Source organism: Acidiphilium cryptum JF-5 (assembly GCF_000016725.1).
Lineage (GTDB): Bacteria > Pseudomonadota > Alphaproteobacteria > Acetobacterales > Acetobacteraceae > Acidiphilium > Acidiphilium multivorum.
The window spans coordinates 2,277,949-2,289,613 of the sequence record NC_009484.1 but is presented as its reverse complement, the minus strand read 5'-3'; the positions used below and the strand labels follow the sequence as shown (position 1 = coordinate 2,289,613).

Here is an 11,665-nt window from a genome sequence, read left to right as displayed (position 1 = left end):
CAGGGAGATTTGAAAAAAACAAAGGCGCGGGCAGGGTTTTTCGCGCCTCGCGCGGCGGCGCGCCGCGCGGGATAACGGAACGGAGAACGGGGACATGAAGTTCAGACTGCCGAACCAGCAGGCGCGTTCAGGGCTCGACGAGCTGCAAAATCACGTGATCGACGAGTTCCTGGCCGGGCGGATCGACCGCCGGGGGCTGCTGCGGCATGGCAGCGCCTACGGGATTTCCGCCGCCCTGCTCGGCGGCATGATCGGCGAGGCGCCGGGGCGGGCGCTGGCCGCGGGCGGGGAGGGTGCGACCATCCGCGTCTCGATCACCGCGCCGTCGACCGCGATCAACCCCGTCGTCGCCGGGGATACCGGCAGCCTGTGCATGTTGCAGCAGGCGGGCGAATTCCTGCTGTTCGACAATCCGAAGACGCTGCGGCTGGAGCCGATGCTGGCGACGTCGTGGAAGTCGAGCCGGGATGGCAGGGTGTGGACCTTCACGCTGCGCAAGGGGGTGAAATTCCACAGCGGCGGCACGATGACGGCGGATGACGTGGTCTATTCGCTCGCCCGCCTCGCCGACCCGAAGAACGGCTCCAACGCGCTTTCCACCTTCAAGGGCGTGCTGAAGCCGGAGGGGGTGGTGAAGGTCGACGATCATACCGTCGCGTTCCATCTCGAAGCGCCGAACGGGAATTTCGCCTATCTCGTCTCCTCGGACAATTACAACGCGATCATCCTGCCGAAGGGATCGGTCGCCGCGGATTACGAGAAGACCTTCGATGGCACCGGGCCGTTCCGGCTCGACGCCTACACGCCGGGGCGCGGCGCGAGCTTCGTGCGCAACCCCGCCTGGTGGGGCGGCAAGGTGATGCCGGCGCGGACCGAGTTCGGCTTCTACAGCAACCAGCAATCGCAGGTGCTGGCGCTGCAGGGCGGGCAGGTCGACGTGATCCAGCAGATCGTGGTGCAGGGCGCGCAGGGGCTGCTGCACGACCCTTCGGTGAAGATCCTCAACATCCGCTCCTCGAACCATCGCGAGGTGCACATGCGCTGCGACAAGCCGCCCTTCACCGACAAGCGGGTGCGCCAGGCGGTGGCGCTGACGCTGAACCGGCCGGGCATCGTGCACGCGCTGTTCGGCGGGCTTTCCGACCTCGGCAATGACAGCCCGTTCGCGCCGATCTATCCCTCGACCAACACGAGCGTGCCGCAGCGGCACCGGCAGATCGCGCGGGCGAAGCACCTGATGGCGGAGGCCGGGCTCGCGCATGGCGCCGAGGTGACGCTGACCACCGAGCAGGTGCAGGAAATCCCCGACTATGCCGTGCTGATCCAGAACGCCGCGGCGGAGATCGGGCTGAAGATCAACCTCAAGATCGAGACAAGCGCCGCCTATTACGGAAAGGCAACGTTCGGCAATTCGGACTGGCTCGATTCCACCATGGGAATCACCGATTACGGCCATCGCGGCGTGCCCAACGTGTTTCTCACCGCGCCGCTGGAATCGGGCGGTTCGTGGAACGCCGCGCATTTCAACAACAAGACCTACGACAAGCTGGTGGCCGATTACATCGCCACCGTCGACCTCACGCGCCAGCGCGAATATTCCGGGCGGATCGAGCGGCTGCTGCTCGACGAGACGCCGATCATCTTCGCGTATTTCTACAACTACCTCGCGGCCACGAAAAAGACCGTCAGCGGGGTGGTGGTGACCGGGATGTCGCAGGTGTTCCTGCAGCACGCCACGGTGGCATAGGGCATGGCGCGGCGGCTGCTCGGCCTGCTCGCGGGGCGGCTGATGCTCGGCCTCGTGACGCTGCTGCTGCTGAGCATGGTCGTCTTCGCCGGGGCGCAGCTGCTGCCCGGCAATGTCGGCCGGGCGATCCTCGGGCCGCTGGCGAGCCCCGTCGCGGTCGCCGCCCTCGACCGCCAGCTCGGCACCAACCTGCCGGTGCCGGTGCAGTACTGGCACTGGATCAGCCGGTTCGCCACCGGGAACATGGGCGAGTCCTACGCGTTCCGCCGGCCGGTGGCGAGCTTCGTGGTGCCGGCGCTGCTCAACTCGCTGAAGCTCGCGTCCATCGCCTTCGTCATCGTCGTGCCGCTGTCGATCGGCGCCGGGGTGTATGCGGCGATCCACGCGCGCTCGCGGATCGACCGGGCGATCAGCCTCACCGGCCTGTCGATGACGGTGATCCCGGAATTCGTCTCCTCGATCGTGCTGATCCTGATCCTCGGCATCTGGCTGCGGGCGCTGCCGGTGACCGCGACGGCGCCGCGCCATGCCGGGGCGCTGGGGCAGATCCATCACCTGATCCTGCCGGCGCTGCCGCTGGTGTTCGTGCTGTTCGGCTACATCGCGCGGATGGCCAGGGCGGGGACGATCGAGGCGCTGGAATCCGATTACGCGCGCACGGCGACGCTGAAGGGCCTGCCAAGGCGGACCGTGATCGTGCGGCACGTGCTGCGCAACGCGCTGCCGCCGACGATCACCGTGGTGGCCACCCAGGTCGGCTATCTCGTCGGCGGGCTGGTGATCGTGGAGACGCTGTTCCGCTACCAGGGCATCGGCAGCCTGATCCTGACCGCCGCGCGGAACAAGGATTTCCCGATGCTGGAGGCGGGGATTCTCGTCATCGGCGCGGTGTATGTGCTGGTGACCGTCGCCGCCGACATGCTGCTGATCATGCTCAATCCGCGGCTGCATCGCGGGGCGGCGAAATGAGCGGCGCCGGGGCGGCGATGCCGGAAGCGGCCGCCGGGCGGGCGCGGCTGATCCTCGGCTCGGGCAGCGCGCGGGCGGGCATCGGCATCGTGCTGTTCTGGGCCATCTGCGCGCTGTTCGGCCCGTGGATCGTGCCCTGGAACCCCTATCACGACAGCCTGATGCACACGCTGGCGCCGCCGAGCCTCGCGCATCCGTTCGGCACCGACCAGCTCGGCCGCGACATCTTCTCGCGCGTCATCGTCGGCTCGCGCTCGATCCTTTCGGTGGCACCGCTGGCCACGCTGCTCGGCACCGTGCTCGGCACCTCGATCGGGCTGGTCACCGGCTATTTCGGCGGGCTGATCGACACCGTGCTGAGCCGGCTGATCGAGGTGCTGCTGGCGCTGCCGCTGATCATCGTCGCCCTGCTGGCGCTCGTCGCGCTCGGCCCGTCGACGCCGACGGTGGTGATCGTCATCGGGCTGATCTTCGCGCCGCTGATCTCGCGCACGGTGCGCGCCGCGGTGATCGCGGAGCGCGAGCTGGACTACGTCGCCGCCGCGGAGCTGCGCGGGGAGGGGGCGGCGCACATCATGTTCGTCGAGATCCTGCCCAACGTGATGCCGCCGATCCTGGTGGAGGCCACGGTGCGGCTCGGCTACGCGATCTTCACCGTCGCCTCGCTCAGCTTTCTCGGCTTCGGCATCCAGCCGCCCTCGGCCGACTGGGGGCTGGCGATCTCGCAGAACTACGCCATGATCACCGGCGGCTACTGGTGGACCGTGGTGTTCGACGCCATCGCCATCGCCTCGCTCGTGGTCGGCGTGAACCTCGTCGCCGACGGCGTGCAGGCGGCGCTGGAATGAGCGCGGTGCTGGCCGGCACGGAGCGGGACGGCGCCACCGCGGCGACCCCGGCCCTGGCGGTGGAGGGGCTCGAGGTCGCCTATCGCACGCGGGGGCAGGAACTCGCGGTGCTGCGCGGCGTGTCGTTCTCGATCGCGCCGGGGGAGTCGTTCGGCCTGGTCGGCGAATCGGGGTGCGGCAAGTCGACCGCGGCGCTGGCCGCCCTCGGCGCGCTGCCGCGCAACGGGCGGGTGCGGGCGGGCAGCATCCGCATCGGCGGCGAGGATCTCGCCCGCCTCGACGCCGGAGCGCTGCGGCGGCTCAGGGCGCGCCGGGTGTCGATGGTGTATCAGGACGCGAGCCGCGCGCTGAACCCGGCGCTGACCATCGGGGTGCAGCTGCGCGAGGCGTTCGAGCTGCTCGGCATTACCGGGGCGGCGGCCGGGGCGCGCTCGCGCGAGGCGCTCGACCAGGTGCGGATCGCAGCGCCGGGGCGGGTGCTCGCCGCCTATCCGCACGAGCTCTCGGGCGGGATGCTGCAGCGGGTGGTGATCGCCATGGCGCTGGCGAAGGACCCGGCGCTGCTGGTGCTCGACGAGCCGACCACGGCGCTCGACGCCACGGTGGAGGCCGAGGTGCTCGACCTGATCGCCACGCTGCGGGCGGTGCATGGCACCTCGGTGCTGTTCATCAGCCACAATCTCGGCGTGATCGAGCAGATGTGCGACCGGATCGGCGTGCTCTATGCCGGCAGCCTGGTGGAGCAGGGCGGTGCCGCGCGGCTGCTGGAGCGGCCGCTGCATCCCTACACGATCCGGCTGCTGCGCTGCCTGCCGGCGCCGGGGCGGAACAAGGTGACGTCGCGGCTCGACACGATTCCCGGCTTCCTGCCGCCGCCGGGGGCGATGGTTCCCGGCTGCGTGTTCGCGCCGCGCTGCGACCTGGCCGATCAGACCTGCCGGACCCGCCCGCCGCCGCCGCACCGCGAGGGGGAGCAGACGACGCGCTGCCATCACTGGCAACGCGCGGGCACGCTGGCGGACGCGCCCGCCGCCGCACTGGCGCCGCCGGAGGCCGCCCCGGCGGAGACCGTGCTGCGGGCGGAGAATCTTTCCAAGACCTTCGCGATCGGCGGGCGGGCGCTGCGCGCGCTCGGCGAGGTGTCGCTCACGCTCGGGCGGGGGGAGACGCTCGGCATCGTCGGCGAGAGCGGCAGCGGCAAGACGACGCTGGCGCGGCTGCTGCTCGGCCTCGTCCGCCCGGATGCGGCGAGCCGGGTGGAGCTTGCCGGGGAGATTGCCGCGCCGGAGGCGGCGGGGCGGAGCGATGCCCAGCGCAAGGCGTTGCAGATCGTCTTCCAGAACCCGGATTCGGCGCTGAACCGCGCGCACAGCGTGCGCCACCTGATCGGCCGGGCGCTGCGGCGGCTGGCGGGGCTGGCGCCGGGGCAGGCCGAGGCGCGGCTCGCCGAGCTGGTGGCGGCGGTGCGGCTGACCGAGCGGCATCTCGCGATGCGGCCGCGCCAGCTTTCGGGCGGGCTGAAGCAGCGCGTCGCCATCGCCCGCGCCTTTGCCGGCGAGCCGCGCGTGATCATCTGCGACGAGCCGACCTCGGCCCTCGACGTCTCGGTGCAGGCGGCGATCCTCAACCTGCTCGCCGACCTGCAGCGCGAGCGGCAGGTGAGCTACATCTTCATCTCGCACGATCTCGGCGTGGTCCGTTACATCTCCGACCGGATCGCGGTGCTCTATCTCGGGCGGATCATGGAACTCGGCCCGGCGGAGGCGGTGTTTTCCGGCCCGCACCACCCCTATACCGAGGCGCTGCTCTCGGCGGTGGCCACCCCGGGCGGGCGCAGCGGGCGGATCCGGCTCGCGGGCGAGATCCCGAGCCCGCTCAACCCGCCGCAGGGCTGCGCGTTCCACACCCGCTGCCCGCGCAAGCTCGGCGCGGTGTGCGAGACGACGGAGCCGGCGCTGGAGACGATCGGCGATCACGCGATCCGCTGCCACATCCCGCGCGACGCGCTGGGGCGGCGCGGGGCGTAGCGGCCGGCCGGGCGTGGCACCCCTTGCGCGCGATTCGTTAGAGAGGCAACCTGACGATCCGCATGGTCGTGGCATGACAGACAAATCGCCGATCAACCGACGCTGGCTGCCGCTCAACGCCCTGCGCGCCTTCGAGGCGGTCGGCCGGCATTCCAGCTTCACCGCCGGCGGCCATGCGCTCAACGTCTCGCAATCGGCGCTCAGCCGGCACGTGCAGACGCTGGAGGCGCTGCTCGGCTGCCCGCTGCTGATCCGCCATCCGCACGGGCTGGAGACCACCGAGGCCGGGCGGCGGCTGCTGCCGGCGATCAGCCGCGGCTTCGACGGCATCGAGCGCGAGATGAACGAGATCATCCGCAACCGCGGCCGCGACCGCCACCTGCGCACGCTGCGCGTGCACATGCCGCCGAGCTTCCTCCAGCAGGTGGGGCTGCCGGCGCTGAAATCGTTCCGCCGGGAATATCCCGACATCATCATCGACGTCGCCTCCTCCTACGTGACCGGCTGGCCGCGGGAGGAGCCGGACATCGCCGTGGTGTACGACCGGCCGCAGGCGGGGCAGTCGGTCACCGACCTGCTGTGGATGATCCATGTCGCCCCGGCCTGCGCGCCGGAGATCGCCCGCGAGCACGAGGGCAAGACGCTGGAGCGGTTCCTGCGCGACACCGAGCTGCTGCACGTGAAGCTCCAGGGCCAGGCGCGGGGGCTGATGTGGGCGAGCTATATCCGCCAGCGCGGGCTGGAGGTGGACACCGATCGCGGCCTCGCCTTCGAGACCGCGAGCGCGGCCACCGGCTATGCGATGACGGGCGGCGGGGTGGCGCTGATCGACCTCGTGCTGTTCGCGCAGGAGATCGCCGCGGGGCGGCTCGTGGTGCCGTATCCGGAGCCGGCGGAGGAGGGCTACGGCTATTTCCTGACGATGCGGCCGGAGGACATGGCGGACCCGATCCTCGCGCTGTTCCGCACCTGGATGATCGAGCATTGCGCGCGGCCGGAGCCGCCGCCGCTGCTGCGGGCGGCGGCCGCGCCGTAGGGTGACTCAGTCCGGGATGTCGAGCCCGGCGGCCCAGCGGGTGAGGGACGCCGCGTCGCGCTCGCCGGCGACGGCGCCGGCCACCGCGTCGCCCATCAGCACGCCGAGCTTGAAGCCGTGGCCGGAGCAGGCGCTGCACAGCCAGGCGCGCGCGCCCTCGCGGCGGAGGATGAAGCGCTCGTCCTCGGTCACCGTATAGAAGCAGGCCTTGCGCTCCAGCACGGTGTAGCGATCGAAGCCGCGCCAGGCGCGGGACGCGGCGTCGAGCAGGCGGGCGACGTCCTCGTCGGTGCCGGCGCGGTCGCCGTCGGGGTCGCCGGCGCGGGTGAAGCGGTGATCGCCGATTTTCAGCCGCGTGCCGGCGCGCGGCGGCAGGGTATAGGTGCCGCTTTCCTCGCCGAGATCGATCATCACCGGGGCGGCGGCCCAGGCGGCTTCGAGCTCGGGCGGCGGGGCGAGGAACATCACCGCCTGGCGCGAGGGCACCGCCGCATCCGCGAGCGAGGGGACCAGCCGCGCCGCCCAGGCGCCGGCGGCGACGATGACGGCATCGCCGCGCACCGTGCCGGCGGCGGTGCGGAGCGTGCCGGCCTCGGCGTCGATCGCCTCGACCCTGGTGTTGGCGTGCAGCGCGACGCCGCGCCGGCCGAGCAGCTTCACGAGATCGGTCAGGATGCGGACGGGGTAGAGGATGCCGCCGCCCGCCGTCCGCATCACGCGGGTGAGGCCGGCGGGCTCGATCATCGGGAAGCGGGCGGGGATCTCGGCCAGCGGGATGTCCGCATGGGCGATGCCGAGACGGTCGAGCGAGCGGCGGGTGGGCTCGTACCAGGGGGTTTCGCCGCGCATGAAGTAGATCACCGGCAGGTCGTCGTAATGGCGCGCGCCGGTTTCCGCCCAGAGCGCCTCCCACAGGCGGAAGGCGGCGGGCATCATGTGGGCGTAGCCCTCCAGCTCGCCATAGGCGTGGCGGATGATGCGGTGCTCGTCATGCGAGGAGGCGCGGGGGTTGGGCAGCGGGCCCTGCTCGAACAGCTCGACCGCGAAGCCGCGCCGGCTCAGCCCCCAGGCGGCGGAGAGGCCGGCGATGCCGCCGCCGACCACCAGCACGCGCGGCGCGCTCATGCCGGCATCTCCTCGCGCGCCGGGGCGGCGGCCGGGGTGAACCATCCCTGACGGCGCCGCCAGTCGGGGTCGAGATCGCGGAAGCGGGCGAGGGAGAGCTTGCCGAGATCGGCGAAGGTGCAGCGCCCCTCCACGACGATGTCGCGCAGGGCGCGGCCGGTGGCGGGCGAGAGGCCGAAGCCGACGCTCGACATCGTCGCCACCGTCACGTTGCCGGGATCGGCCGGGCGGTCGAGCACGGGCCGGCCATCGGGCGTGTTCTCGACGATGCCGGCCCAGGAGCGGATGACCCGCGCGTGCGCCGCCTTCGGGAAGAGCTCGGCGAGGCGGCGGGCGAGAGGGCGGATCGTCGGCGTCGAGGGGCGGGGAAGCGGGTTGTCCGCCGGCACGGCGTCGAGCCATTCGTGCCAGCCGCCGCCATAGGCGAGGTTGCCGCGCAGGGTCTGCCGCCCGTAGAGCCCGTTGCCGTCGACGCCGCCGAGCGGCATCGGCGGCAGCGCCTCGGTGACGATCATCTCGGCGCGGGCCGGGGCGAGCGGCAGGTCGAGCCCGGCGTCGCGGGCGAGGCGGTCGGATTGCGGGCCGGCGGCGATCACCAGCTGGTCGCAGCCGATCACGCCCGCCGCCGTGCGGACGCCGACGGCGCGGCCGCCGGCCATCGCGATGCCGAGGGCGGGGGTGTGCTGGAGGATGCGCGCGCCATGGTCCTGCGCCGCCCAGGCATAGGCCTGCACGGTGCGCTGCGGGTTGGCCTGGCCGCCGGTGCGGATGTGCACGCCGCCGAGATTGGCGCCGGCGAGCGGCACGGCGTCGCGCACCTGCCGCGGGTCGAGCAGGTCGACCCGGTAGCCGAGCTCGCCGACGATGCCCTGGATGCGGTGGTAGCGGGCGAGCTGCGCCTCGGTCACCGCGATGACGATCCGCTCGCCGCGCCATTCGGTCGGGTAGCCGAGCAACTCGTCCATCCGCGGCCAGAGGCGCTGCTCCTCGTGGAAGAGCGGGCTCTGGTAGTGGGTGCAGCCGCCGCCGTTGCGGCTGGAGGCCTCGTAGCCGACCACGCCCTTGTCGAGCACGAGCACGTCGACGCCGTCGCGCGCCAGCCAGAACGCCGCCGACAGGCCGGTGACGCCGGCGCCGACGATGACGACCGAGGCGCCCTTCGCCACGGCGCTCACAGGTGCATGCTCCCGGCGCGCCAGGCGTCCTCGCGCTCGGTGCCGATGGCGGCGTAGGGCACCCACTGGCTGAGGATGCCGAACCATACGTCCCACCCCGCCTCGTCGTCGCCGCCGGCGGCGAGGGCGGAAAGCGGCAGCGGGCGGACCGGGGCGCGGTAGCCGGCGAGGCCGATGGACGCGGCGGGCAGGCCGGCGCCGATCGCCATCAGCAGCGCCACCTGCTCGCGGCAGCGGCGGGCCTGGCAGGGGCCCATCGAGACGCGGGTGAGGCGCTTCATCTGGTCGTGGTCCGGCGGGCCGTCGCGCAGCAGCGCGGCATAGTCGCGCGCCGCCATCGCCGGGGGCGGCGGGCCGAGATAGCGCGGCGGGTTGAGGGCGAAGACGTCGGCCCGCGTCACCTCCTCGCACAGGCAGGCGGGCGCGTCGGCGCCGCCGGTGGCGAGCAGCGCGCGCATCCAGCCCATCCGGTAGTCGAGCCCCGGATCGTCGGCGATGCCGGCGCAGTCGCCCACCGCGACGACGCCGGGCGCGGTGCATCGCCCGGCATCGTCCAGCACCGGGACGTAGCCGCCGCGCGCCGCGTCCATGACGAGGCGGGCGCCGGCGACGTCGAGCAGTTCGACCGCCGGCACGAGGCCGATGGCGAGGCAGACCGTGTCGCAGTCGAGGCGCCGGGCCGGGCCGCCGGCCACGGGGACGACGTCGAGCCCGGCGACGCCGGCGGGCGAGGCCACCGCCGCGAGCGGGACATGGCCGCAGAGGATCTCGACGCCGCGCGAACGCACGGCCTCGACCAGCGGCGCCGGGCCGACGGGTGCGGCAGCGGCCTCGACCAGCGCCGGCACGGCGATGCCGCGATCGAGGGCGAGCAGCGCGGTGTCCAGCGCGAGGCGGCCGGTGCCGAGGATGACGATCTCGCGGCCGTCGAACGCGTCGTAGCGGGTCAGCAGCGCGGCCAGGCCCCGCGCGCCCATGACACCCGGCTGGTCGGCATCGCGGAAGGAGAGCACGAGGTCGCGCGCGCCGGCGGCGACGACGAGGCGGCGGAAGCCGCACATCCACGAGCGGCTGCCGTCCGAAAGCCCCGCCAGGCTGCAGGGCAGCACGGCGAGGCCCGGCCGCTCGACCCAGGCGCCCCAGGCGGAGACGCCGAGCAGGACCTCGACGCCGGCGTCATACGCCTCCGCGAGGCCGGGGGTGGCGGCGGCGATCCGCTCGACCATGCGCGCCGGGTTGGCGAGGGCGGTGCCGGCGCGGCCGCCGAAGAGATAGGGCACGTCGAGCCCGGCGAGGCCGACCGGCACCGGATGCTCGTCCACCAGCAGGACCGAGGCGCCGGAGCGCGCCGCCTCCAGCGCCGCGGCGAGGCCCGCCGGGCCGGCGCCGACCACCAGCACGTCGACCATCTGTTCGGGAGCGGGGAATTTGCCCGAAGCGGATTTCGGATCGGCCATGCCGTGCGGCGGCAGCGTCGTGTCCATGCTCATGCCTTTTCCAGCGCCTGGGCGAGGTCTTCGATGAGGTCGGCCTCGTGCTCGATGCCGACCGAGATGCGGATGGTGCCGTCGGTGACGCCGGCGGCGGCGCGGCGTTCGGGCGGGACGGAGAAATGCGTCGTCGTCGCCGGGTGGCAGATCAGCGATTCGGTGCCGCCGAGGCTGACCGCGAGGCGGAACACCCGGAGCGCGTCGAGCAGGCGGAAGCAGGACGCCTCGCCGCCCGCGACATCGAAGGCGAAGGTGGGGCCGGCGCCGTCGCACTGGCGGCGCAGCAGCGCGCCGGCCGGGCTCGCCGGATCGGCGAAGCCGGCCCAGGTGACGCGCGAGACCTTGGGATGCGCGGCGAGGAAGCGCGCCACGGTGGCGGCGTTCTGCCCCGCCCGCTCGACGCGCAGGCCCATCGTCTCGATCGAGCGCAGCAGCAGCCAGCTGCCATGCGGGTCGAGATGGGTGCCCATCAGCGTGCGCCGCTTGCGCAGCGGCTCGACCAGCGCCGTGGCCCCGGAGATGGCGCCGCCCAGCAGGTCGCTGTGGCCGCCGGCATATTTGGTCAGCGAGGTCATGCACAGATCGGCGCCGTGGCGGAGCGGCGCCTGCAGGGTGGGGCCGAGGAAGGTGTTGTCGACGATGACGACGGGCGGCCGGGCCTGGCCGGCGGCGGCCTCGCGCGCGACGCGGGCGATCAGCGCGATGTCGGCCAGGCCGGCGAGCGGGTTGGAGGGCGTCTCGATCCAGACCGCGGCGAGCGGGCCGTGCGCCAGCGCCCCGGCCGCGGCCTCGCGCACCGACCCCTCGTCCAGCGCGTCGGCGATGGCGACGGGGCGGACGCCGAGTTCGGGCGCCATCACGCCGGTCAGCAGGCCGTCGGTCCCGCCATAGAGGGGGCTCGTGTGCAGCACCGAGTCGCCCGGGCGGACCAGCGAGAGCAGCGCGGTGGCCACCGCCGCCATGCCGGAACCGAACGCCGCACAGGCTTCCGCGCCGTCCAGCGCCGCCATGCGCGCCTGCAGCATCTGCAGGTTCGGATGGTCGAGCCGGGCGTAGATGTAGCCCTCGGCGTCGCCCGAGTCGGGGGCGCGGCCGGCGGCGTAGCCCTCATGCGCCGAGCGGGCGTGCGCGGCGTCGCGATAGACGAAGGTGGAGCTCATGTAGACGGGCGGTTTCGCCGCCCCGTTATGCCTCGCCGGATCGTAGCCGTGGCCGACCGCGATGGTCTCGACGCGCCGCCCCGCCACG

Annotated in this window: 9 protein-coding genes; 5 read left to right on the top strand and 4 right to left on the bottom strand. The window is 72.8% G+C overall.

Annotated features, from left to right (window positions below; genetic code table 11):
- The first annotated feature begins 94 nt into the window (after positions 1–94).
- The 5 genes from ACRY_RS12880 (at position 95) to ACRY_RS12860 (ending at position 6,627) form a co-directional block, all read left to right on the top strand.
- Complete coding sequence (locus tag ACRY_RS12880) at positions 95–1,747, top strand: ABC transporter substrate-binding protein (protein ID WP_007423450.1); 1,653 nt, start codon at positions 95–97, stop codon at positions 1,745–1,747.
- A 3-nt stretch (positions 1,748–1,750) separates the two neighbouring features.
- Positions 1,751–2,716 carry an ABC transporter permease gene (locus ACRY_RS12875; protein WP_012039798.1) on the top strand — a complete coding sequence of 322 codons (966 nt, stop codon included), beginning with the start codon at positions 1,751–1,753 and terminating at the stop codon, positions 2,714–2,716.
- Positions 2,713–3,564, top strand: a complete 852-nt coding sequence (locus ACRY_RS12870; RefSeq protein ID WP_012039797.1) for an ABC transporter permease — start codon at positions 2,713–2,715, stop codon at positions 3,562–3,564. Before ACRY_RS12875 ends, ACRY_RS12870 begins: the two co-directional genes overlap by 4 nt.
- Positions 3,561–5,591 carry an ABC transporter ATP-binding protein gene (locus ACRY_RS12865; RefSeq protein WP_012039796.1) on the top strand — a complete coding sequence of 677 codons (2,031 nt, stop codon included), beginning with the start codon at positions 3,561–3,563 and terminating at the stop codon, positions 5,589–5,591. The genes ACRY_RS12870 and ACRY_RS12865 overlap by 4 nt, the downstream gene beginning before the upstream one ends.
- Before the next feature lie 73 nt (positions 5,592–5,664).
- The gene (locus ACRY_RS12860; RefSeq protein ID WP_007423581.1) at positions 5,665–6,627 is read left to right on the top strand and encodes a LysR family transcriptional regulator; all 963 of its coding nucleotides are present in this window, start codon (positions 5,665–5,667) and stop codon (positions 6,625–6,627) included.
- Between the two features lie 6 nt (positions 6,628–6,633).
- Here the strand turns inward: ACRY_RS12860 and ACRY_RS12855 are convergent, their stop codons facing one another.
- The 4 genes from ACRY_RS12855 to ACRY_RS12840 are packed head-to-tail and all read right to left on the bottom strand — an operon-like array spanning position 6,634 to position 11,664.
- Positions 6,634–7,752 carry an NAD(P)/FAD-dependent oxidoreductase gene (locus tag ACRY_RS12855; RefSeq protein WP_012039795.1) on the bottom strand — a complete coding sequence of 373 codons (1,119 nt, stop codon included), beginning with the start codon at positions 7,750–7,752 and terminating at the stop codon, positions 6,634–6,636.
- On the bottom strand, positions 7,749–8,927 hold the full coding sequence (locus tag ACRY_RS12850) for an NAD(P)/FAD-dependent oxidoreductase (RefSeq protein ID WP_012039794.1): 1,179 nt from the start codon (positions 8,925–8,927) through the stop codon (positions 7,749–7,751). Before ACRY_RS12850 ends, ACRY_RS12855 begins: the two co-directional genes overlap by 4 nt.
- On the bottom strand, positions 8,924–10,417 hold the full coding sequence (locus ACRY_RS12845; RefSeq protein WP_012039793.1) for an FAD-dependent oxidoreductase: 1,494 nt from the start codon (positions 10,415–10,417) through the stop codon (positions 8,924–8,926). Before ACRY_RS12845 ends, ACRY_RS12850 begins: the two co-directional genes overlap by 4 nt.
- Complete coding sequence (locus tag ACRY_RS12840; protein WP_012039792.1) at positions 10,414–11,664, bottom strand: PLP-dependent transferase; 1,251 nt, start codon at positions 11,662–11,664, stop codon at positions 10,414–10,416. The genes ACRY_RS12845 and ACRY_RS12840 overlap by 4 nt, the downstream gene beginning before the upstream one ends.
- Position 11,665: the final 1 nt, after the last annotated feature.

What these genes read in the sequence shown, in the direction of transcription:
- ACRY_RS12880 (WP_007423450.1), top strand. Translation starts at nt 95, where the DNA reads ATGAAGTTCAGACTGCCGAACCAGCAGGCGCGTTCAGGGCTCGACGAG.
- ACRY_RS12875 (WP_012039798.1), top strand. Translation starts at nt 1,751, where the DNA reads ATGGCGCGGCGGCTGCTCGGCCTGCTCGCGGGGCGGCTGATGCTCGGC.
- ACRY_RS12870 (WP_012039797.1), top strand. Translation starts at nt 2,713, where the DNA reads ATGAGCGGCGCCGGGGCGGCGATGCCGGAAGCGGCCGCCGGGCGGGCG.
- ACRY_RS12865 (WP_012039796.1), top strand. Translation starts at nt 3,561, where the DNA reads ATGAGCGCGGTGCTGGCCGGCACGGAGCGGGACGGCGCCACCGCGGCG.
- ACRY_RS12860 (WP_007423581.1), top strand. Translation starts at nt 5,665, where the DNA reads ATGACAGACAAATCGCCGATCAACCGACGCTGGCTGCCGCTCAACGCC.
- ACRY_RS12855 (WP_012039795.1), bottom strand. Translation starts at nt 7,752, where the DNA reads ATGAGCGCGCCGCGCGTGCTGGTGGTCGGCGGCGGCATCGCCGGCCTC.
- ACRY_RS12845 (WP_012039793.1), bottom strand. Translation starts at nt 10,417, where the DNA reads ATGAGCATGGACACGACGCTGCCGCCGCACGGCATGGCCGATCCGAAA.